The 22,552-nt window shown below is 70.3% G+C and carries 18 protein-coding genes; 9 read left to right on the plus strand and 9 right to left on the minus strand.

Translation table 11 applies throughout. The features are described 5' to 3' along the window. The first annotated feature begins 334 nt into the window (after positions 1-334). Both ABD691_RS17075 and ABD691_RS17080 read left to right on the plus strand, forming a co-directional pair. Positions 335-1,609, plus strand: coding sequence for a lipase family protein (locus ABD691_RS17075; protein ID WP_344680803.1), 1,275 nt, complete (start codon positions 335-337; stop codon positions 1,607-1,609). Positions 1,610-1,685: 76 nt separating this feature from the next. Continuing rightward, on the plus strand, positions 1,686-2,921 hold the full coding sequence (locus ABD691_RS17080) for a PucR family transcriptional regulator (RefSeq protein ID WP_344680805.1): 1,236 nt from the start codon (positions 1,686-1,688) through the stop codon (positions 2,919-2,921). Here the strand turns inward: ABD691_RS17080 and ABD691_RS17085 are convergent. Both ABD691_RS17085 and ABD691_RS17090 read right to left on the minus strand, forming a co-directional pair. Further along, a complete protein-coding gene (locus ABD691_RS17085) occupies positions 2,893-4,512 on the minus strand; it encodes an FAD-dependent monooxygenase (protein WP_344680806.1) in 1,620 nt (539 codons plus the stop codon). The genes ABD691_RS17080 and ABD691_RS17085 overlap by 29 nt on opposite strands. Before the next feature lie 21 nt (positions 4,513-4,533). Further along, positions 4,534-5,496: an MBL fold metallo-hydrolase gene (locus ABD691_RS17090; protein WP_344680807.1), complete on the minus strand. Its 963-nt coding sequence runs from the start codon at positions 5,494-5,496 to the stop codon at positions 4,534-4,536. A gap of 267 nt (positions 5,497-5,763) precedes the next feature. Between ABD691_RS17090 and ABD691_RS17095 the strand changes: the two genes are divergently transcribed. The 4 genes from ABD691_RS17095 (at position 5,764) to ABD691_RS17110 (ending at position 10,969) form a co-directional block, all read left to right on the plus strand. Beyond that, on the plus strand, positions 5,764-6,060 hold the full coding sequence (locus ABD691_RS17095; RefSeq protein ID WP_344680809.1) for a DUF485 domain-containing protein: 297 nt from the start codon (positions 5,764-5,766) through the stop codon (positions 6,058-6,060). Then, positions 6,057-7,565 carry a solute symporter family protein gene (locus tag ABD691_RS17100; RefSeq protein WP_344680812.1) on the plus strand — a complete coding sequence of 503 codons (1,509 nt, stop codon included), beginning with the start codon at positions 6,057-6,059 and terminating at the stop codon, positions 7,563-7,565. Before ABD691_RS17095 ends, ABD691_RS17100 begins: the two co-directional genes overlap by 4 nt. Positions 7,566-7,579: 14 nt before the next feature. After that, the gene (locus ABD691_RS17105) at positions 7,580-9,979 is read left to right on the plus strand and encodes a penicillin acylase family protein (RefSeq protein ID WP_344680814.1); all 2,400 of its coding nucleotides are present in this window, start codon (positions 7,580-7,582) and stop codon (positions 9,977-9,979) included. A 120-nt stretch (positions 9,980-10,099) separates the two neighbouring features. After that, entirely contained in the window at positions 10,100-10,969 is an 870-nt protein-coding gene (locus ABD691_RS17110; protein WP_344680816.1) for a LuxR C-terminal-related transcriptional regulator, read from the plus strand. 61 nt (positions 10,970-11,030) lie between these two features. On the opposite strand, the gene ABD691_RS17115 is transcribed toward ABD691_RS17110, so the two are convergent. After that, on the minus strand, positions 11,031-11,678 hold the full coding sequence (locus ABD691_RS17115) for a C40 family peptidase (RefSeq protein WP_344680817.1): 648 nt from the start codon (positions 11,676-11,678) through the stop codon (positions 11,031-11,033). A 323-nt stretch (positions 11,679-12,001) separates the two neighbouring features. Here ABD691_RS17115 and ABD691_RS17120 point away from each other — a divergent pair, with 323 nt between their 5' ends. Together ABD691_RS17120 and ABD691_RS17125 are read left to right on the plus strand one after the other, a co-directional pair. Continuing rightward, the gene (locus ABD691_RS17120) at positions 12,002-12,871 is read left to right on the plus strand and encodes a helix-turn-helix domain-containing protein (protein ID WP_344680818.1); all 870 of its coding nucleotides are present in this window, start codon (positions 12,002-12,004) and stop codon (positions 12,869-12,871) included. A gap of 62 nt (positions 12,872-12,933) precedes the next feature. Beyond that, positions 12,934-14,457, plus strand: coding sequence for an AMP-binding protein (locus tag ABD691_RS17125; RefSeq protein WP_344680819.1), 1,524 nt, complete (start codon positions 12,934-12,936; stop codon positions 14,455-14,457). Positions 14,458-14,716: 259 nt separating this feature from the next. Here ABD691_RS17125 and ABD691_RS17130 read toward each other — a convergent pair whose 3' ends face one another. From ABD691_RS17130 to pdxR, 3 genes are all read right to left on the minus strand, one after another. After that, a complete protein-coding gene (locus tag ABD691_RS17130) occupies positions 14,717-14,962 on the minus strand; it encodes an HC3 family zinc finger protein (protein ID WP_344680820.1) in 246 nt (81 codons plus the stop codon). A gap of 67 nt (positions 14,963-15,029) precedes the next feature. Continuing rightward, a complete protein-coding gene (locus ABD691_RS17135) occupies positions 15,030-16,175 on the minus strand; it encodes a helix-turn-helix transcriptional regulator (protein ID WP_344680822.1) in 1,146 nt (381 codons plus the stop codon). Between the two features lie 349 nt (positions 16,176-16,524). Next, entirely contained in the window at positions 16,525-18,000 is a 1,476-nt protein-coding gene (gene pdxR, locus ABD691_RS17140; protein ID WP_344680824.1) for a MocR-like pyridoxine biosynthesis transcription factor PdxR, read from the minus strand. A 29-nt stretch (positions 18,001-18,029) separates the two neighbouring features. Here pdxR and ABD691_RS17145 point away from each other — a divergent pair, with 29 nt between their 5' ends. Continuing rightward, a complete protein-coding gene (locus ABD691_RS17145; RefSeq protein WP_344680825.1) occupies positions 18,030-18,848 on the plus strand; it encodes a methyltransferase domain-containing protein in 819 nt (272 codons plus the stop codon). A gap of 16 nt (positions 18,849-18,864) precedes the next feature. On the opposite strand, the gene ABD691_RS17150 is transcribed toward ABD691_RS17145, so the two are convergent. From ABD691_RS17150 to ABD691_RS17160, 3 genes are all read right to left on the minus strand, one after another. After that, positions 18,865-19,293, minus strand: coding sequence for a VOC family protein (locus ABD691_RS17150; RefSeq protein ID WP_344680827.1), 429 nt, complete (start codon positions 19,291-19,293; stop codon positions 18,865-18,867). Between the two features lie 76 nt (positions 19,294-19,369). Beyond that, positions 19,370-20,332, minus strand: coding sequence for a methyltransferase (locus tag ABD691_RS17155; protein ID WP_425565109.1), 963 nt, complete (start codon positions 20,330-20,332; stop codon positions 19,370-19,372). A gap of 112 nt (positions 20,333-20,444) precedes the next feature. Continuing rightward, positions 20,445-22,487: an OPT family oligopeptide transporter gene (locus tag ABD691_RS17160; RefSeq protein WP_344680829.1), complete on the minus strand. Its 2,043-nt coding sequence runs from the start codon at positions 22,485-22,487 to the stop codon at positions 20,445-20,447. Between the last annotated feature and the right edge of the window lie 65 nt (positions 22,488-22,552).

A 22,552-nucleotide genomic window follows, 5' to 3' on the forward strand; every position in this document is an offset into this window, starting at 1 on the left:
GCGCGCAGCAGCGCGGATCTCAATGTCCACATAAGACAAGAATTCCCTTGGACGGAATGCGGATTCCTCGATGGCAGGCCGGTAGATTACTTACGGCCCGGCGGAGCGGACAAGAACGAATACGCCGCGACTGCGGTATTTGTCATCCACATCAAGGTCCTTCGCCCTCCCGCACTCCCCCGGGACACAAGTCCGCGCCCCGACGCACGCGCATCGTTCATATCCGTGCTAAAAACCCGGACCCGAACTGCCACGCGCATGTCTAGAACTGCTTGCGCCCGCTCCGGAACACTCACCGTTCGAATCGAATCCAGCGAACGCGAGGAGTTGACCCATGCGGCGGGTACTTGCACCCGCGGCGGCGCTGGCCATCCTGTGTGGTGCGGCAGCGCCCACCGCACTGGCCGACGCACCGCAGCGCGGCGACGCGCCCTGTTCGGCGACCGACGAGCAGATCTACACCCCACCGGCGCAACTCCAGGGAAAACCTGGTGACGTGCTGGCCTGCGCCCCCTCGGAATTCCCGAAGATTCCCGGCAACATTCCGAAGCGTTCGTGGAAGGTGCAGTACCAGTCGACCGATGTGCGCGGAACTCCCGTCGCGGTGTCCGGTCTGGTCGCTGTTCCCGACGTGCCGTGGAACGGTCCGGGCCCGAGGCCGGTCGTGGCCTTCAACCCCGGAACGGTCGGGCTCGGTCCGCAGTGCGCCTATTCCAAGCAGATGTCGGGCGCTTACGACGACGCCTACGAACTCGAACAGCTCGCCGCCGCGCTCAAGGCGGGATACGCGGTGGTCGCCACCGACGGCGTCGGCTACCTCAACGGGCAGCAGCACACCTACATGGTCGGGCAGAACGCCGGGCACGCCCTGCTCGACGCGGCCCGTGCCGCGGCCCGCGTGCCGGAGGCCGGGATCGCCCCGGAGGCACCAGTCGCGCTGTGGGGCTACTCCGAGGGCGGGCAGGCCGCGCTGTGGGCCACCCAGCTCGCCGCGTCCTACGCCCCCGACCTGAAGCTCGCCGGGACCGCCGCCGGCGGTGTTCCCGGCGACCTGCGGATGGTCGGCAACGCGCTCAACGGCGGCCAGTTCGCCGGGTTCGCCGCCGCCGCGCTGGTCGGATTCCACGCCGGCTACCCGGAAATGCCGTTCGACGAGCTGCTCAACGACCGCGGCCGGGAGGCCGTGGGCAAGCTGTCCGGCAGCTGCCTGATCGACACCATCTTCGGCTTCTCCGGGGAGCGGGTGGAGGACTACACGCTCGACGGGCTCACCCCGGACCAGATCTACGAGCTGCCCGGGCCGGACGGCACCACCTGGGGCCAGATCGCCGACTCGCACCGGGTGGGCGACGGCATCGGCACGCCGGGTTCGGGCGCGGCCTACGAGATCGGCGTCCCGGTCTTCCAGTACCGGGGCGCGCGGGAGCAGATCATCCCGGTGCCCACCGAGGAGCAGACCCGCGACGCGTACTGCCGGGCGGGGATCCAGACCCAGTGGAAGCCCGATGTCGACGGCGATCACCTGATCGCGGCCAAGAACGCGATCCCGGACGTGATGGCGTTCTTCGCGAGCCGGTTCGCAGGCGAACCGCCGACCGGGAACTGCTGATCTCCGGCCGGGGGCGGTGGTCACCGCTCCCGGCCGGCACCACCGCTGACCACGAGCCGAACCTGATGGTGATGACGTGATCGACCCGCTCGACGCGGAACCCACCGGCCCCGTCGAGGCCGGCTACGAGTCGCTGACCGCGCCCGCCCGCGCCGAGGACGCCGGGCGGGCGAACCGGTTGTGGGAGCTGCTGCCCGGCGGCCTGGCCGGGGTGTTCCGGCCCACGGTCGCCGAGGCCACCGCCGAGGTCATGCGCGAGATCCAGCTGGCGCTGCCGGAGTACGCGGGCTGGCTGGAAGGCGAGTTCGGCGACGCCGTCGCGACCGGGGTGCAGCACGCCATCCACCACTTCCTGGACCGGCTGGGCGGTCCGGCGGCCGGCTACGAGGACCGCGGCCGGATCTTCCACCTGCTGGGGCGCAACGAGATGCAGCAGGGCCGCAGCCTGGACATGCTGCAACGGGCGTACCGGGTGGGGGCGCGGGTCGCCTGGCAGCGGGTGTCGGCGATCGGCATCCGCGCGGGCATCCCGTCCTCCACCCTGTGCCTGCTGGCCGAGGCGATCTTCGCCTACATCGACGAGCTCTCCGCGCTGTCCATCGAGGGCTACGCCGCCGCCCAGGCCGAGGCCAGCGGAACCCTGGAACGGCGGCGCCGCAGGCTGCTGGACCTGATCCTGGCCAGCCCGCCGACGCCGCCGGAGACCATCGCCGAGTTCGCCGCGACCGCGCACTGGCCGGTGCCGGACCGGGTCGTGGCCGTGGCGCTGGAGCCCGCGGGCGACCGCGCGCTGCCGAACCTGGGCGACGACGTGCTGACCAACATGGAGGACGCCACGCCGTGCCTGGTGATTCCGCATCGGAGCCCGGCGCCGGACCGCGCGCTGGCGGGCTGGCAGGCCGCGATCGGGCCGGCCGTGCCGCTCGGCGAGGCCCGGGAGTCGCTGCGCTGCGCGCGGCAGGCGCTGGAGCTGATGCGCCGGGGCGTGCTGCCGTCGGAGACGGTGCTGCACTGCGACCAGCACCTGTTCGCCCTTTGCCTGCACCGTGATTCGTTCCTGCTCGACGAGCTGGTGTCCACCGCGCTCGCGCCGCTCGCCCCGCTTTCACCCAAGCAGCAACGGAAACTGTCGTCCACGCTGCTGGTCTGGCTGGAGACGCGCGGGAACGTGCGGGAGGTCGCGACCAGGCTCGGCATGCATCCGCAGACCGTGCGTTCGCACCTCCAGCAGTTGGAGGGGCTGTTCGGTTCTCGGCTGAGCGAGCCTCGGGATCGGTTCGATCTCATGCTCGCTCTCCGGGCGAGCTGCTGAGGTATGCGCCAAGAGCGCGTCGCAGCGCGATGAGCGTTGCCGTCCGGTCCGGGTTGCGAAGCACCGCAGCCACGTGTGCGTCCGGACGAATGATCCACAGCTGTCCCTCCTCCACCTCCAGAGCTTCGGCCAGCGCTCCGGTGCGGTCGATGCGCGCCAGATGCAGCATTCGCACCGGGGCGCCGGACGCCGCCGCGGCGGCTTCGCGGATCGCCGCCTCGTCCAGGTTTCCGCACAGCAGCAGCAGAAATCCGTCCCGCGCCAGGGCCCGGAAGCGGGTGGTTCCGCGGCCGAACGCCGCCACCGGGGCGTCCGGGACCAGTACTCCCGGCCCGGGCCTCGGCGTGTGACCGCGTTCCGGGCGGTGTGCGGGCGGTCTTGCCGGGTCCGGGGTGGTCAGCGGTGAGGCCGAGTACCAGAACGGCTCGGCCAGCCGGCCGGAATCCACCTGCTGCCAGGCCGTTTCGTCGCGCACCGCGCGCTCCAGGATCGACGTCCGGCGTTCGCGCTCCTCGTCGTCGCCCGGCACCAGGAATCGCATCGTCGTGCCGGTGACGTCGAGGTTTTCGACCGCTGCCGCGTGGCGTTCGTCGTGGTAGGTGTCCAGCAGCCGCTCGCCCGCCCAGCCGTGCAGCACGAACGCCAGTTTCCACGCCGCGTTCTCGGCGTCCTGGACCCCCGAATTCAGCCCCCGGGCCCCGAACGGCGACACCAGGTGCGCGCAGTCCCCGGCCAGCAGCACCCTGCCCACCCGCATCCTGTCCGCCAGCCTGGAGTGGAACCGGTACACCGACTTCCAGACGATCTCGTAATCCCGGTCGCCGATGATCGCCCTGATCCGGGCGTCCAGCGCCCCGCTCACCTCCTCCGCGTCCGGGTCGTAACCCGCGGGGACCTGCCAGTCGATGCGGAACGTCGAGTCCGGGCTGGGATGGATCAGCACTTGGCGGCCCGGGTTCCAGGCCGGGTCGAAGTAGAACCGGCGCTCGTCTGCCCAGTCCGGCAGGTCGGTGCGGATGTCGCAGATCAGGAACCGGTCGTCGAAGGACCGGCCGCCGAACCCGACTCCGAGCATCCGCCGCACGGCTTCTCCCCGCGCACCCGCGCAAGCCACAGCCCAGCCGCCCTTGACGCGCACCTCACCACCGGAAGTCGCGCAGGTGAGGACGACCCCGTCCGCCCCCTGCTCGATCCCGGTCACCTCGTGTCCCCAGCGGACGTCGACGAGGGGTTCGCCCGCGATCCGCTCGTCGAGGATCTGCTCGGTGCGGGCCTGGGAGAGGTTGACGAAAGGCGGGAACGGCGAATCGCCTCGGTCGTGGAACGAGTAGGCGAACAGTTCCCGGTCCCGGTAGAAGGTGCGCGCTGTGGTCCAGGTGACGCCCTCGTCGGCGATCCGCTGACCCGCACCGACGGCGTTCCACACGTCGAGAACGTCCCGCTGCTGGCAGATCGCCTTCGACCCGGCCGGATCGCGCTCCGGCCGCCGGTCGAGCAGCAGCACCGGAATCCCCCACCTCGCGAGCAGGAGCGCGGTGGTCTGCCCGACCGGCCCGTTGCCGATCACCAGCACGGAATGCCTTGTGTTCATGGGGCTCCGATCGACCCGGTGTCAGGCTTGGAGTTGGTTCCAGATGTCGTGGTCGCGTTCGGTGGTCCAGATGACGGGCCGGTCGATGCCGGAGAGCTCATCCCAGAGGCGGGTGACGTCGAAGGGCAGGCAGTGCTCGAAGATCGGCCACCGCCCATAGGTACCGACCAACGCGGCATGCGCGGCCTGGAACGCTTCCTTCAACGTGCCGCCGCGCTCATGGACCGTGCCGACTTCGCGGATCAGGGTTGCGAGGAAGTGCCGGGTCTGCGCGATCGCGGCGTCCACAGCCTCCCGCCCGTGCACGACCGCGCCTCGGCCGCCCACCAGTGCTTCGGCCTTCAACGATGCCAGGGTGTCCAGAGTGGACGTCGACCAGTCGTGGTGGAACGCGTCCCCGGTGTACAGCGCGGCCTCGGCCTCGACCAGGTCTCCGGCGAACAGGATCTTGTTGCGAGGTAGCCAGGCGACGATGTCGCCCTCGGTGTGGCCACGGCCGCAGTACCGCAACTCCAGATCTCCCCGATCACCACCCAGCGGGATGGTCAACCGGTCCGAGAAGGTCAAGGTGGGCCAGGTCAGACCCGGGATCGACTCCGGCTCGGCGAACAACCTCGGCATGCGGCCGAACTCCGAGTCCCAGTCCTGCTTGCCGCGCTCGGTGATCAGAGCCCGGGTGTTGTCGTGCGCCACGATCACCTCGGCATCGAATGCGCTGGCACCCAGCACCCGCACCGCGTGGTAGTGGCTCAACACCAGGTACTTCACCGGCTTGTCGGTGTGCTCCCGAAGCTTCGCCAACCAGCCCCGGGCCGCGGCCGGGGTCGCCAACGCCTCGAAGCAGACCAGGAAGTCCTCGCCCTCGATGGCACCGACGTTCGGATCACCCTCCGCCGTCAGCGCGTACACACCGTCAGCCAGCACCTCCAACGTCTGCTCCTTGGCGGCCAGATCACCCGACGACGCAAACGGCCTCACGGTCACTCCTCAATACGATCAAAACTTTGATTACCTGTGGGTGATCCAGCACACTAGAGCAACCGGGTCCGTTCAGGAAGAGCCCGATCCAGGATTCTTCCACAGCGCCGATCATCGAATTCCGCAGGCAATCCTCGGCTTGACCGAGCAAGTGGGACGTCAGCCTTGCGGACTGTGCAGTGCATCACTAGCCTTCCGGTTCAATCCAAGCTTTGACTACTTCCGCGTTGTCTTCTGCTGCTCCCGCACCCACTCACCCCAATGCGAGGGATCATGGTTGCTCCATCGCCGGGCCGTCCCGCCGGCACCGACTCCGACCTGGTCGCGCTGGCCCGGCGCCGCAGGCGGCTGGCGCTGGGCGGCGCCGCGCTGCTGCTGGCGGGCTTCCTCGGCTACATCGCCCTGACCACCTCGACCACGGTGCTCTCCGGCAGGCTGGCCGGGCTCGGCACCGCCTACTGGGCGGGATTCGCGATCTTCGCCGCGATCCTCGCCGTCGCGCACGCCTACGCCCGCTGGGCGCGGCGGATGGACGCGCTGGCCCAGCGGTCCCGGGGTGAGGCGCGGTGATCCTCAGCGTCGCCATCGTCGTGGCCATCCTCGGCCTCACGCTGGGCATCACCTGGGTCGCGGCCCGGCGCAACACCTCCGCCTCGGCGCACTACGTCGCCGAGGGCCAGGTCGGCCCGCTCGGCAACGGGCTGGCCATCGCGGGCGACTACGTCTCGGCCGCCTCGTTCCTCGGCATCAGCGGGGCGATCGCGCTGTCCGGCTTCAGCGGCTTCTACCTGGCCGCCGCCGTCCCGCTGGCGTACCTGCTGGTGCTGCTGGTGATCGCCGAACCGCTGCGCAACCTCGGCCGGTTCACCCTGGCCGACGCCGTCGCCGCGCGGTTCGCCGTACGCGGCCTGCGCGGCTGGCTGGCGACCACCACGATCGTCATCTCCGCCATGTACATGGTGATCCAGTTCGTCGGCGCCGGTCTGCTGGTGCAGGCGCTGCTCGGGGTGGACTTCGCGGTGGCGGTGCTCGTGCTCGGCCTGCTCATGGTCGTCTACACGATGTTCGGGGGCATGCTCGCCACGACCTGGGTGCAGGTGCTCAAGACCGGTCTGCTGCTGGGCGGCACGGCCACGATCCTGCTGCTGGTGCTGGTGAAGTACGGGCCGGACCCGCTCGGCGTGGTGCGCGGGCTCCCGGCGGAGTCCGTGGCCGCCGAGCCGACCGGGCCGCTCAAGACGATCGACACGATGTCCCAGCAACTCGCCCTCGCGTTGGGCGTCATGGGGCTGCCGCATGTGATGGTCCGGTTCCTGACCGTCCGCGACGCGCCCGCCGCGCGGCGTTCCGGCCTCGTCGCGCTCTGGGTGTTCAGCGCTTTCTACGTCGTGCTGCCGTTCCTGGGCTACGGGGCGCTGCGTGCGGTCGGCGCACCCGGGATCAGCGCGGCGCACGACAAGGGAAATCTCGCCGCTGTGCAGCTGGCCGAGGTGCTGGGTGGCGACGTGCTCCGGGCGGCGATCGTCGGCATCGCGCTGGCGACCATCCTCGCGGTGCTCGCCGGGGTCGCCATCGCCACCTCCGGCGCGTTCGCGCACGACCTCTACACGCACGTGATCAAGCGGGGCGCGGTCTCCCCGCGCGGGCAGCTGCGCGCGGCCCGGCTGTCGCTGGTCGGCATCGCGCTGGTGGCGATGCTGCTGGCGCTGGCGGCGAAGCAGTTCAACCTGGCCTTCCTGGCCAACGTCGCCTTCGCGGTGGCAGCGAGCACCAACATGCCGGTGCTGGTGCTGTCGATCTACTGGCGGCGGTTCAACCGCACCGGCGCGACCTGGGCGCTGGTCGGTGGGCTGATCACCAGCCTCGGACTGGTCGCCGTCAGCCCCAACGTGCTCGGCCCCACCGGCCTGGTCCCAGGAGTGGAACCGCTGTTCCCGCTGACGATTCCGGCGCTGGTCTCCGTTCCGGCCGCCTTCCTGCTGGCCGTCGCAGGATCGTGGTGGGGCCGCGACCGCGACGACGACGCCACGCCGTTCGGCCGGATCGAGCGTGCCGCCCTGATCGGCACCCGCTGAACCCGAGGAGAACGATGTCCGATCCCGCCCAGCTGAGCCGCCGAAGCGTGCTCGCCGCAGCCACCGCCCTCGGCGTCTCCGCCACCACCGCGACCGGCGCGCACGCGCGCGAAGCCGGTGGCGCCGCCATCGTCCGCGACACCTGGGGAACCCCGCACGTCTACGCAAGCACCCGCCGCGACCTGTTCCGCGGTTACGGCTACAGCGTCGCCGAGGACCGGCTGTTCCAGCTCGACATGGCGCGCCGCTCGTTCACCGGCCGCGTCGCCGAAGTGCTCGGCGCCGACCACGTCGAGCACGACCGCTCGGTGCGGGCCGAGACCGACACCCCGTCCATCCGAGGCCAGTACGACCGCCTGCCCCGGCAGGACCGCGACGTCGTCGACGGTTACGCCGAGGGCGTCAACGAGCGCATCCGGGAAGTGCTGGCGGACCGGGGAAACCTGCTGCCGCGCCAGTACTCCGCGCACGGCTTCGACCCCACCCCGTGGACCGGTCTCGACGTGGTGATGATCTTCGTGGGGACGATGGCGGTCCGCTTCTCCGACACCACGGTGCAGGCGGCGAACCTGGCCACGCTGACCGAACTCGTCGAGCACTTCGGCCCGGAGCGGGGGCGGGAGCTGTTCGACCAGCTCGTGTGGCGCGACGATCCCGACGCACCGACGACCGTTCCCTCCGCGCCCGCACGGGTGCCGCACGTCCTGCCCGCGTTGTCGGCGAGGCAGTCCGCGATCCCGGTTCTCCCGGAGGCCGCCGGAACCGGGCCCGTCCGCTTCAGCAACGCCTGGCTGATCGGCGGCGGCAAGACCCGGTCCGGTGGGGCGATCCTGGTCAACGGCCCGCAGTTCGGGTTCTTCCGGCCCGCCTACACCTACTCCGTCGGCCTGCACGGCGCGGGGTTCGACGTCGTCGGCAACACGCCGTTCGGCTACCCGGTCGTCCTCTTCGGGCACAACGAGCACATCGCCTGGGGCTCGACCGCCGGTATGGGCACCAGCGTCGACCTGTACGCCGAACAGCTCAACCCCGCCGATCCGGACGAGTACCTGTTCAACGGTTCCTACCGCAGGATGGACGAGCGCACCGAGACCATCGCGGTCCGCGGCGCCGATCCCGTCACCACGACCGTCCGGTCCACAGTGCACGGTCTGGTCACCGCAGGCGATCCGGCCGGGGGAGTCGCCTACAGCACCCGGCGGGCGTGGGCGGGCAAGGAGCTGGAATCGCTGTTCGGCTGGCTGGACTCCACCCGGGCCCGGTCCTGGCCGGAATGGCTCGAACAGGCGGGGCGCAACGCCACCTCGATCAACTGGTACTACGCCGACCGCGACGGCAACATCGGCTACGTCCACACCGGCAGGTACCCGAAGCGCAGGCCCGGTGTCGACCCGCGGCTGCCGATGTCGGGCACCGGCGACATGGAATGGCTCGGGCTGCAACCGTTCTCCTGGAACCCCAAGGTGTTCAACCCGGAACAGGGGTTCATCGCCAACTGGAACAACAAACCCGCCGCCGGTTACGAAGGCACCTCGTCGTGGTCGTCGGCCGACCGGGTCAACGAGATCACCGACCTGCTGCGGGACCGCTCGGACATCACGCCGCGGCAGGCGTGGGACGTCATCGCCGGGACGTCGTTGCTCGACGTCAACGCCCGGTACTTCCTCGGCGCACTGCGGTCGGCGACGGCCGACCTGCCCGAGGACTCCGACGAGGCCCGGGCCGTCGGCCTGCTCGGTGAGTGGGACCGCGCCAACGCCGACCGCGACGGTGACGGCCGCTACGACCACCCGGGCGGCGCGATCATGCGCGCCTGGCTGGAGCGGATGGTCGGCCAGGTCGTCGCCGGACTGCCGGCGGGTGTCCGGGAGCACTACGGCAGGACCGGATATCCGGACTCCAGCGAGGGAATCGGGTCGCTGAACATCTCCCCCGGCGTCCAGCTCGTCCACAACGCCCTGCGCGGGCCGGAATCCGGTGTCCCGCAGAAGCACGACCTGTTCGGCGGCAGGCCCGTCGACGAGGTGGTCCGCGAAGCGCTCGGCGCGGCGATCGAGGATCTCCGCCACCGCCACGGCCCGGACATGCGACAGTGGAAGGCGCCGGTGGTGCCCGCGACCTTCGACCACGAGAACTTCGCCGGGATTCCGCAGGCACTGCCGGAGGAAGCGGTCAGCCGCGGCGCGTTCATGAACCGCGGCAGCCAGAACGACATCGTCGTGCTCGACCGCGACGGGATCACGGCCGCGGAGGTGTGCGCGCCCGGCCAGAGCGGGTTCGTCGCTCCGGACGGGGCGACCGGCGCCCACTACCAGGACCAGCTCGACCTGTTCTTGTCGTTCCGGAACAAGCCGGTCTGGTTCACCCCCGACGAGGTGCGCGCGCACCAGTCCTCCGTGCGCCACCTGCCTTGAGCGAGGGCATGCGCGATTCGCCACCGGTTGAGTAGTGTGCTCGCCAACACCAGGCGGCCAGCCGGTGCCCGCACCCCTCAGAGCGGGCACCGGTACTGCCGTGACCTGCGAGGACGTGCCATGACAATGTCGTCGAAGAACTTGGGTGCGTCGAAGAATCCGGGCGCGTCGAACGACCTGGGCGCGCCGGACGACCTCGGCCCACTGCTCGCCCGGGGAGTGCGCGACCTCCGCCGGGTGACCGGACTTCCGGTCGCCTTCGGCGGTGCGGTCTCGCCCGACCACCGCACCCTGGTCATCGAGCAGCTCTGCGGGACGGCCACCCGGTCGCTGGCGAACCTGCAGGTCAGCGCGGGAGCCGGGCTCGGCGGCAAGGCGCTCGCGCTGGCCCGGCCCTCGGCCGTCGAGGACTACCTCAGCGCCAGGGGCATCACCCACCGCTACGACGCGGCCGTCGCGCCGGAGCGGTTGCAGGCGATGCTCGCGCTGCCGGTCCGGGTCGGCGGCCGGACGCGGGCGGTCCTCTACGCGGCCACCAGGCAGCGGGTCCGGTTCGGCGACGTCGTGCTGCGCTCCGCCGCCCAGGTCGTGCACCAGGTGGAGCGCGACCTCGAAGCCGAGCAGGAGGTGCTGCGCCGCCTGGAGGCGCCTGCCACGTTGTCCCGCGACGAGATCGACGACCTCTGCGCGGAGCTGACGGCCATCGCCGGAACCGTCTCCGACGACGGCGCCCGCACCCGGCTCCTCGACGTGTGCCACCGGGTGCGCTCCCGGACCCACCAGCCCCGGCCCGCGGTTTCGCTGTCCCCCCGCGAAACCGAAGCCCTCGCGCTGGTCGCCGCCGGATGCACCAACGACGAGATCGCGCACCGGCTCGGGCTGCTGCCGAACACCGTCAAGTCCTACCTGAAGAGCGCGATGAAGAAGCTCGACGCGACCAACCGCGTGCAGGCGGTCAACCGCGCGCGCGAGGCCGGGCTGATCAGGTGATCCGCCTGCGGGACCGGAATCCCGGCCCCGCAGGACGGATCGCAGCGGTCGCGCGAACCCGTCAGAAGACCGGGCGGACGTAGCCGTAGACGGCGCCGCCGTTGGTCGTCTTCGTCTTCGGGTCGATCGTCCGCTTGACCACCTTGTCGGACAGGTTGCCGTCGATGGTGGTCAGCTTGCCGTCGGAGTGGACCTTGACCACGATGCCGACGTGGCCGTCGAGGCTGCCCGGCACGCCGTAGACGATCGCGTCACCGGCCTGCGGGTTGCCGCCCCTGGTTCCCGCCGGGCGGCGCTTGAGCAGGTCCTTGTCCTTGCCCCACTTCGCCCAGTACGTCGCGACCCACGCCTTGCCGTAGCCTGCGGGCGGCAGCTTGCTGACGCCGGCCTTCTGCCACACCCAGCGGGCGAACATGCCGCACCACGCCGCGCAGTCCCTGCTGTACTTGTTGCAGTTGTTGGCGCGCTCGGTGTAGCCGATCTCCTTGGTGGCGATGCGGACGATGTCCTTGCGGCCCGCCGCCGCGACATCGGTGCCCGCGGCCAGTTCCGCCATCGCGGCGGCCGTCAGCTCCGGGTACTCGTCGGCCACCTGGCTGGTGGCCGCGAGTCCCGGTTCGACCGGGGGCACCGCGCTCGCGGTGCCGGACGCGCCCAGGAACGCGACGGTGGTGATCGCGGCGGCGATGACTGCGGTTCTCGGATTCACGAACGTTCTCCTCTTCTTCTCGAACATGCCAGGACGGGAAACCCCGAATCGGCATCGGGGACGGGAGAGAAATGCCATCCGCGGCGCATGGAATTCGCGGGTGGCCGATTTCGGTTCGCACCGGCGGTCACGCCGGGCGGGACAAAGATTGCCCGGCCGGGCGGGAAAAGGACAACAGCATTGGCCGTCCCGGACTTGTCCGAGGTTGTCCGGCCTGGTCAGAGCCGTGTCCGGAAACGCATTGGACGTTCCCGGACCGATTCCGGGAACGCACCTCGAACGGCCGATGTCAGGCAGGTCCGGCTTGGGCAAAGTGTGGAGCCATGGAAAAGCAGCGGGAGTTGTCCCCGCAACAGGCGCGGGATGCCGTCGAGTTCACCGCGTTGCTCCGCCGGCTCAAGCAGCGGTCCGGGCTGACCTATCGGCAGCTGGAAGGGCGCGCGGCCGAGCGCGGCGAGGTGCTGGCGCGCAGCACCCTGGCCGATGTCCTGGAGGGCAAGCGGTTGCCGCGCCCCGAGTTGCTGGCCGCGTTCGTGCGGGCGTGCGGGGACGACGACGTGGAGACGTGGTTGCGCGCCAGGGAAAGGATCGCCGCGGCGGTCGAGGAACCGGCTCCGGCCCGCAAGAGCCGCGTGCTTCCGGTGTCGGTGGCGGCCGGAGCCGTGGTCGTGGCTGTCACGGCGGCCTGGCTCCTGGTTTCGGCGGGCGGATCGGGTGAGCGACCCGGCGCGGAATCCCCCGCCCTACCGGGCGGCTGGGTGCGCCTGCGTCCGGTCAGCGCGCCCGGCCTGTGCCTGACCGACGGGCAGGTCCGGGACCGGCGGTACACCGCGCTGGTCGCCGTGCAGCGGCCGTGCGACGCGGTGGCACCGCAGACAACCCTGCTGGAGCCGGTGGGCGGGGGCTTGCACCGCATCCAGTGGCACCACCCCGATCACGGCAAGGGCTGTCTGAAAGCGCTGGCCGACGGACCGGCTGCCGGGCTGCTGGAACCGTGGGACGCTTGCGACCAGGCGACTTCCTTCCGCATCGAACCGCGGTTCGGCACCTACGTGCTGCGGGTGGACGGCCGGGGGTGCGTCGGAATCGCGGGCTCCGATCCGGGCGAAGGCGCCGAAGCGGTCGTGGAGCAGTGCGCGGGGCAGGACGGCCAGGCGTTCTTCATCGAGCCCGCTACCCCCTTTGTGGGGTAGTCCGCCTCCGCCCGGATGGCCATGATTCGGTCCACTCGCGACGGGGCGGAAAGGGGCGGCAGATGTTCTTCGACCTGGGAGTGCGGGACTTCCTCGACCGGGCCGAGCTGGTCTATCCCGATCGGATCGCCGTGGTCGACGAACCCGACCAGCCCGCGGCGTCCTGGGGTTCGCTGACCTACCGGGAGGTCGCGCGGCTCGCGCGGGCGCAGGCGGCGAGCCTGGACGAACTGGGCGTGCCGGTCGGCGGCCGGGTCGCGATCGTGTCGCACAACGCCGCCCGGCTGCTGGTGTCGTTCTTCGGCGTCTCGGCGTGGGGACGGGTCCTGGTGCCGGTCAACTTCCGGCTCGCCCCGGCCGAGGTCCGCTACATCGTCGAACACTCCGGCGCCGACGTCGTCATGGTCGATCCCGAGCTGCGGCACCTGCTCGACGCCGTCACCGGCAAGCACGTGTTCGTGCTCGGCGAGGACGACGACAAGATCTTCGGCAGCACCGCCGAACCGGCGCCCTGGGACACCGACGAGTCGGCGACGGCCACCCTGAACTACACGTCCGGAACCACGGCCCGGCCCAAGGGCGTGCAGCTCACCCACCGCAACCTGTGGATCAACGCGACGGTGTTCGGGCTGCACACGACGCTCGACGACAACGACGTCCTGCTGCACACGCTCCCGATGTTCCACTGCAACGGCTGGGGCATGCCGTACGCGGTGACCGGCCTGGGCGGTAGGCACGTCGTGTTGCGCAAGATCGATGGCGGCGAGATCCTGCGGCGGATCCGCGACCACGGGGTGACGATCCTGTGCGCCGCGCCCGCCGTGGTCGCCGCCGCGCTGGATGCCGCCCGCGACTGGGACGGTGAGATCCCGGGCCGGGACCGGGTGCGGATCGTGGTCGCGGGCGCTCCCCCGCCGACCCGGACCATCCAGCGGGTGCGCGAGGAACTCGGCTGGGAGTTCATCCAGATCTACGGCCTGACCGAGACCGCGCCGCTGCTGACGTTCAACCGGATGCGCTCGGAGTGGGCCGAGCTGGCCGGCACCGAGCAGGCCCGCCTGCTCGGCCGTGCCGGGGCGCCGGCGGTCGGGGTGCGCATCCGCATCGACGAGAGCGGCGAGGTCCTCGCCCGGTCGAACACCAACCTCGCCGGCTACTGGAACGACCCGCAGGAGACCGCGCGGGTGCAGGCGGGCGACTGGTTCCACACCGGTGACGGCGGCAGCCTGACCGACGGCTACCTCACCATCGCCGACCGGAAGAAGGACGTGATCATCACCGGCGGCGAGAACGTCTCGTCCATCGAGGTCGAGGACGCGCTCACCTCGCACCCGGCGGTCCGGGAGGTCGCGGTGATCGGGATCCCGGACGAGAAGTGGGGCGAGCTGGTCACGGCCCTGGTCGTCGTGGAGGACGAGATCACCGCCGACGGTCTGATCGCGCACTGCCGCGAGCACCTGGCGGGGTACAAGTGCCCGAAGCGGGTGGAGTTCCTCGACGAGCTCCCCCGCACCGCGACGGGCAAGATCCAGAAGTTCAAGCTCCGCGCGCCTTTCTGGGAGGGCCACGACCGCCAGGTCCACTGAGGACCGGGTGTCGGGCGTCCGACGCGCCTGGCAGTGCGCGTCGGACGGCGCCTGAGGGGCCCGGGGGCCGGGAAGCGCGAGCGCTGCGCGCAGTGTCCAGACGGCCGACGAGTGGTACTGCCACGACACCAGTTCGGGCACGAACGGATCGGAACCGCGCATGGTTGGCGTGCGGTACGCGGTCGCGTCATCCTCGCCATGGAGCATCACCACGTCGGCACAGCGAGCAGGACATCGGTGTCGGAATCCGCGCTTCGCTTCACGGCGCAGCGACCATCGGAACCCGGGCCATCCGGTGTGCCTCGGCGTTGCAATCGGCGCAGGTCTCCCACAACCACGCCTCGACGGAGTTGTCGACCTCGACGCTCTCCCCGCACAACATGGTGACCGCTTCGCCATCGGACCAGCCGCCAGCAGCGAGCCGGTCGGTCGTCGCGTGTCGTTGGCCCTCGGCAGGAACCCATCGAAATGGATGCGGGCGGTAGCTCGTTTGCGGCATGCCCATACCGTCGTCGCGCCATCACGCCCGATGCAGGGGTTGCGTCATGCGGACAGCTATGCGCATAGGTCGGTTAGACCGCCACCCGTCGATCAAGCTCGGCAAGCATGTCCGCGAGGGTGGACTGGGTCGAGGTACGCCGGGACTCGGCGATCATGCGCTGCAGCAGTCGGCTCACACGATCTGATCCCATGTCGGCAGCAAGCGAGACCAATTCTTCGGTAACGGTCTCGGCGCGGCTCCAGTCTCGTACGCGGATGAGCGCTTCGAGGAGATGCGCGTTGTTTTCGTACCGCCATCGCGGCTGCTGGGTGGCGAAGTGCTCAGCCGCCCTGCTGAACCAGTCGACGGCGGTGGACCAGTTGCCGAGACCGGCGCAAAGCATTCCCTCGTTCCAGTCGACCACCCCGTTACCGACCCACCACGTCCACGCCGGGTCACTACCGCGCACGCCATCGGAAAGCGCCGTCCTGGAACGGCTCATCTCCGCCAGAGCTTCGGTTTCGGCTCCGAGGTCCGCGAGCGCGCGAGCTCGGCGAATCCGCAGCAGTGTTGTGACGCGAGGCGATAGGAAGCCATCGTCCATCGCGGTGTCGACGATTCGCAGTGCCTCGCGAGGTCTGCCCACGTACAGGCTTTGCATGCTCCAGTTCGAGAGCGTGAACAGCTCGATCGCACGATCCCCCGCCATCCGGGAGAGCGTCAGCGATTCCAGGTTCAGCGTCCGTGACTCGTCCTGGCGATCGGTGTCGTACAGCAGCCATCCCGCGAGTTCGCCCATTTCACCGGTCACAGCTTCGAAATCACGCTCCACTGCGCGTTCGTAGAGCCTGCTGGAAAGTTTTCGGTGGGCTGTGCGGAACAAGCGCACTGCGAGACCGGCGATGTCGTTCCCGCCATGCAGGCCATCGAGGGCAACGAGGTGATGAATGGTTTCCCGCATGCTGTCGACGTAGCGGCTGTCCACGGGCCGATCGTGTTCGTCCGGCGCGATCACCCCGGTGAAGACGTCTGCGGGTTCTGCGAGGGCGACCAACGCCCCGCCACCATCGAGCACGTCGTCCAGGTGCTGTGCGGTGGTGCCGTCGGGAGTTTGTTTGTCGTTCTCGTAGCGGCAGATGCTGGATTGACTAACGTACGCTCGTCGGGCGAGCTGCGGTTGCGACAGTCCTGCTGCCAGCCGGAGCCGCCGGAGCGCCTGTCCGAAGCTTTCGAACATACCGATGCCCCTTCCACCGGAGATACCAGCGACAGTAGCCGAGGATCACTCCGCGATCAGAAAACCACTATCCATGCGGGCTGCAGCTCACCACGGACACGCCATATGCATACGCCGCGCATAGACGCATGGGCTGCAACTGCGCGGCGGAGAGCTGGTCAACATGCTCTCCAAGCTGCTCGGGGCACGCTTGCGCCGAGCCGTCGCGGCGGGATACCGCAGGCGTTTCCCCGCTGACAAGACCTCCGAGACCAGCCTCGCTACATCGGTAGCGACACGTTCGGCCTCGCGGGAAGCTCCGGGCTGCGAGACGGGTCGACGCCGCACGAAACATGCACGCCGCTGAGGATCACAACGCTGATCGCCGCTCCAGCACCTCCCCGAGAACCGCCACGCCTTCGGCGATGTCCGCCGGTGAGTTCGCCGCGTAGCCGAGCACGAATCCGGGGTCGCCGGGTCGCTGGCGGTGCCAGGACAACGGCTGCACCTTCACCCCGCGCGACAGCGCCTCGTGGGCCGCCGTGAGATCGCTGAACCCGGCGGGGAACGTGATCGTCAGGTACAGGCCGGCCGCCGCACCGTGCACGACCGCGCCGGGGAGGTGGGTGCGAATCGCCTCGATCATGGCGTCCCGGCGGCGGCGGTGCCGGGTGCGCAACGTCCGCAAATGCCGTTCCAGCGCACCGGATTCCATCATCCTGGCCAGCACCAGCTGGGGCAGCACCGCGTTGCCGAGGTCGGCGAACCGCTTGGCCGCCGCCAGAGGCTCCCGGTACTCCGGCGGCGCGACCACCCAGCCGATCCGCAGTGCGGGCGCGAGCAGCTTCGACACGCTTCCGGCGTAGCAGACGCGGTCGGGCAGCATCGCCCGCAGCGCGGGTGCCGGCGCGCGGTCGTAGCGGTGTTCGGCGTCGTAGTCGTCTTCCACGATCAGGCCGCCTTCTTCGGCCCAGCGCAGGAGTTCCCGACGCCGCTGCCCGCCGAGCACGACGCCGGTCGGGAACTGGTGCGCCGGGGTCAGCAGCACCGCCCGAGCTCCGCTCGCCCGCAGCTCGTCGACGCGGACTCCGCCGGCGTCGACCGGGACCGGCGGCGTGTCCAGCTGCCAGTACCGGAGGTGCTGGCGCACGCCGAGCGACCCGGGGTCCTCCACTGCGATCTCGTGAACACCGTTGTCCCGCAACGCTTTTCCGAGCAGTGCGAGCGCCTGGGCGACCCCGCCGACGATAAGGACGTCGTCCGGATCCGCGCTGACACCGCGATTCCGGGCCAGCCACCGGGACACCGCCTGGCGCAGAACCGCTGTTCCGCGCGGATCGGCGTATCCCAGGTCCGCTGCCGAAAGCTCGTTGAGCACCGCACGCTCGGCACGCGCCCAGGCCGCGCGCGGAAACGCGGCCAGCTCCGGCACTCCGGGCGAGAGGTCGATCCTGGCGGGCGCCAGGCGCAGTGAGTCGAAGACGTCCTCCCCCGGCTCGGTGGCGAACGGTTCCGCCGCCTCCGCAGCCGGAGTCCGGTCGGTCGACGCCGGGGCGGCCACCACGACCGTCCCCGCCCGACCTCGCCCGGCGATCTGCCCGCTCTCGGCCAGGCGCTGGTACGCCTCGGTGACCACTCCCCTGGACACGCGCAGCTCGGCGGCCAGCACGCGGGTCGCGGGCAGGCGGCTGCCGACCGGCAGGCGGCCGTCGACGATCGCGTCCCGGAGGCGGCGGGCGAGCTGCTCGGTCTTCCCACCGGGCGCAGCGTCGTCGAGGGTCAGCTGGAGAAAGTCCGCCCCCGGCGTTGTGGACCGACCGAAGCGGACCTCTTTGGACCTGTCCATCGGTCCATTGTCCCCGGCAGGGTGGCTGCATGAGCACAGCCGAATACGTGCACGGGTACTCCGCGGCCGAAGCCCGGCGCCTGGGCGACCAGGCCGACGTTCTGGCGGAACTGCTGCACGCCGACACGGCCTACCCGCCCGGAAGCCGGGTGCTGGAGGCCGGGTGCGGCGTCGGCGCGCAGACGGTGCACCTGGTCGCGAACAGCCCGGGCGCGCAGGTCGTCGCCGTCGACGTCTCCGCCGACTCCCTCGCGCGGGCCCGATCCGCCGCACCGGGCGCGGAATTCCACCGCGCCGACCTGCACGCGCTGCCGTTCCCGGACGGCTCCTTCGACCACCTCTTCGTCTGCTTCGTCCTGGAACACCTGCCCGACCCCCGGAAAGCGCTGACCGCGCTGCGCCGCGTGCTGCGGCCCGGCGGCACGATCACCGCTGTCGAAGGCGATCACGGGTCGGCGTTCTTCCACCCCGACAGCGAACACGCCCGCGCGGCGATCAACTGCCAGGTCCGGTTGCAGGCAGGAAACGCGCTGATCGGCCGCGAGCTGCAACCGCTGCTGGCCGATGCCGGGTTCACCGACGTCGTGGTCCGCCCGCGCACGGTCTACGCCGACCGGACCCGGCCGGAGCTCGTCCGCGGCTTCACCCGCAACACCTTCATCGCCATGGTGGAGGCGGTCCGGGACGACGCGCTGGCCGCCGGGCTGACGACCCCGGACGACTGGCACCGGGGAATCGCCGACCTGCACCGCACCGCCGAGGAAGGCACGTTCGTCTACACGTTCTTCAAGGGTGTCGCGGTGAATCCGGGCCAAGGGCAGTTCGGCAAGCTGGTCACTGAGGGATGACTTCCACCTCAGGTGCTTAGTCGATACAGAACTCGTTGCCCTCGATGTCCAGCATCGGGATGCACGAATCATGGCCGTCGTACAGCGTTTGCACGTGTACTGCGCCGAGCGGGACCAGCCGTGCGCATTCGGCCTCAAGTGCGGCGAGGCGTTCTTCACCCACGAGTCCGGTCCCGACCCGCACATCAAGATGCACCCGGTTCTTGACGGCCTTCCCTTCGGGGACGCGCTGGAAGTACAGCCGCGGGCCCACACCTGAGGGATCTACGCAGGCGAACCAGGAACCCTGCTGCTCAGAGGGCTGCGAACGCTGGAAATCGTCCCAAGTGGCAAACCCCTCCGGCGGCGGCGGTATGACGTACCCCAACACCTCGCACCAGAAACGAGCGAGACGCTCAGGTTCCGCGCAGTCAAAGGTGACTTGGAACTTCTTGATCGCTGACATCGATGCACCGTAACAAGGGGACTTGAGGCTCCGCCGCTCATTTCCGGGCAGTCCAGGATCAGTTACGGGACAACCCTTAGCCGCGGAACTCCAGCACCGTCCGGCCCTCGGCCATCGCACCCGAGTCGCGGAGCACCAGCCCGCAGTCGGCCGCCAGCCCGATCAGCTCGTCGACCGTCCGCTCCCGGCCGCCGAAGCACATCAGCATGAACAGGTCGATCGCGGTGTCGGACCCCTGGCCCCGCACCGGCTCGATCACCACCACGGTGCCGTCCGGTCCGGCGGCCCGGCGGCAGGCGGTCAGGATCCTGCGGGCGTGTTCGTCGTCCCAGTCGTGCAGGATGTCGGACAGGACGTAGGCGTCCGCGCCCTCCGGCAGCGGATCGAAGAAGCTGCCCGCAACGGCGGCGGCGCGATCGGCGAGCCCGGCCGCCGCGAACCGGTCGGCGGCCGCGGCAGCGGTCGGAGGCAGGTCCAGGACCTCCCCGCGGACGTCGGGGTGGGCGCGCAGGATCGCGGCGAGCACCTGCCCGTCACCCCCGCCGACGTCGAGGACGCGGGGGAAGCGGCTCCAGTCGAAGCGTTCGGCGATCTGCGCGGCCAGCGTCTGGAACCGCCAGTTCATCTGCGCGTCGAACGAGCGCCGCAGCCGCGGCTCGGAGTCCAGATCCGACCAGAAGTCGCGGCCGTACCGGTGCGGGTAGGCGGGAGCGCCGGTGGTGATCGTCCCCAGCAGCTCGACGAAGGCGAGCTCCGCGCGCCCGCCCGCGCTGTTGATGTCGAGCAGGGGCCTGATCCCCTCCGGAGCGTCCTCGCTCATCTGGGCGCCGAGGTCCGTGGGCCGGTAGTGGCCGGAATCCGCGTCGAGGTCGAAGACGCCGACCGCGACCAGATGATCGAGCAGACATCCCAGTGCAGGCGCGGATGTTCCGGTATCGGAAGCGAGTTGTTCCACCGTCGCCCCCGTGCTCCCCGCGCGCTCCACCAAGCCGAGCGTCGCGGCCACGCGGATGGACATCGGGGTGGCCATGTCGGCCATGGCCCTGATCGAGGGTGCTGCCGTTGACACGTTCACCTTTGAAGGCTATCCGCGCGGACAAACGGCTTTTGCCGAGCGAGCGGTGGTACCGCACCACCGCTCGCCCAGCGCGTCAGCCTGCTCGGACAGCCGTGCGGTAGAGCCAGATGACGAAGCACGCGAACGCCGCGATGCCGAGGACGTTCGTGCCGATCTCGAAAGCCCCGTCGGACATTCCCAGCGCCGACGGGCTGATCGCGAACACGTCCGCGCTCTGGGCGATGGCGAACGGGATCGCGAGGAGGATGCCGACCAGCGCCTCACCGGTGATCAGGCCGGACGCGAACAGCACGCCCCGGCCGGCTTCGCCGTCCTGCTCCCCGCGCCCGCGGCGCGCCCGCGCGGCGACGTGGGCGATCAGCCCGCCCGCCAGGATCGGCACCGACAGCTCGAACGGCAGGTAAAGCCCCACCGCCACGGCCAGCACCGGCATCCGGAACGACGAGCCGCGGCGCCCCAGCAGCTGGTCGGCGACGATGAGCAGCACCGCCAGCACCCCACCGGTGATGATCATCGGCCAGGGCAGGCCACCGAGCAGGACGCCCTTGGAGATCGAGCTCATCAGCGCGGCCTGCGGAGCCTGCAACGCCTGCGCCGGGTCCATGTCCGGGCGCGGCAGGGAATCGCCCATGCCGTAGGCGGTGTAGAGCACCGACAGGATCGGGGCGATGCACAGCGCCGACACCACGACCCCGACGATCAGCATGATCTGCTGCTTGTACGGCGTGGCGCCGACCAGGTAGCCGGCCTTGAGGTCGTGCAGGTTGTCCCCGGCGATGGCCGCCGCGCAGGTCACCACGCTCGACAGCAGCACCGCGGTCGCGGCGGCGATGGTCGCCTTCGCCTCGTCGGCGCTGAAGTCGATCCGGCTGCCGAGAATTCCCAGCAGCGCCAGCGAACTCGCCAGCAGCGTCATCACGGTCACGCCCGACACCGGGTTGTTGGACGACCCGACCAGACCGGTCATGTAGCCCGACACCGAGGAGAACAGGAATCCCGCGATGAGCGAGAAGACCAGGCCGAAGGCGATCGTGCCCGCGAACAGCCCGCCGCCGATCTCCAGCCGCCCGCCGTCCACGACGGACAGGAACACCAGCAGGACCGGGATCGCCATCAGGATCGTCCCGTACACCAGGTAGTTGGCCGGGAGGTCGCGCTCGGTGCGCTCGACCGTGGCCTCCCCGCTGCCCCGCGCCTCCCGGACGGCCCGAAGCGACGAGCGGAGGCTGTCGCGCATCGGCCGCAGCACCGACAGCAGCGCCCACAGCCCGCCGACGGCCATCGCGCCGACGCCGAGGTACCGCACCTGCTCGCTCCAGACCGCCTCCGCGGCGTCGTAACCCGTGGCGCCGCTGACGATGGTCTGCAACTGGGCGGGATCGGCGAACGCCATGTAGAGCGGGATGCCGACGAGCCAGGCGAGCGCGCCACCGGCGAACACGAGCACGGCGATGTTGAGCCCGACGATGTAGCCGACGCCGAGCATCGCGACCCCGAGCTCGCTGCCGAACCCGATGACCACGCCGCCGGCCTTCACCGCTCCGGTCACGGTCGAGGAGGCGATGCCCAGGCCGGTCTGGCAGAACTTCAGCACGGCACCGGCGATTCCGGCGATCGTGATGTACCGGGCGCTGCTGCCGCCGCGCTCGCCCGCCTTGAGCACCTCGGCAGTGGCCACGCCCTCGGGGAACTGCAACGGCTTGTCCACGATGAGCGCGCGCCGCATCGGGACCGTGAACAGCACGCCGAGCACGCCGCCGCACAGCGAGAGCGTCATGACCGGCCAGAACGGGAACTCCGTCCAGTAGCCCAGCAGCACGAGCGCGGGCAGCGTGAAGATCACACCAGCCGCCAGTGCCTCGCCCGCCGACGCCGCCGTCTGCACGATGTTGTTCTCGACGGTCGTGGCTCCGCGCAGCATGCGCAGCACGGCCATCGAGATGACGGCGGCGGGGATCGAGGCGGACACCGTCAGGCCGACCTTGAGCCCCAGGTACGCGTTCGCCCCGGCCAGCAGCGCCGCCAGCACGATGCCGAGGACCACGGCCTTGACCGTGATCTCCCTGGGACTCGCCGAAGCGCGCGGTCCGGTTCCGTCTTCTGCCACTTGAGCCATCTGCGGACGTCCTTGTCGAATGCGGAGGCACCTGGTCGCGGCGGTGCGGAGCCGTCCGCACCGCC

This window comes from Saccharopolyspora taberi (genome assembly GCF_039534165.1).
GTDB classification, from domain to species: Bacteria; Actinomycetota; Actinomycetes; order Mycobacteriales; family Pseudonocardiaceae; genus Saccharopolyspora_D; species Saccharopolyspora_D taberi.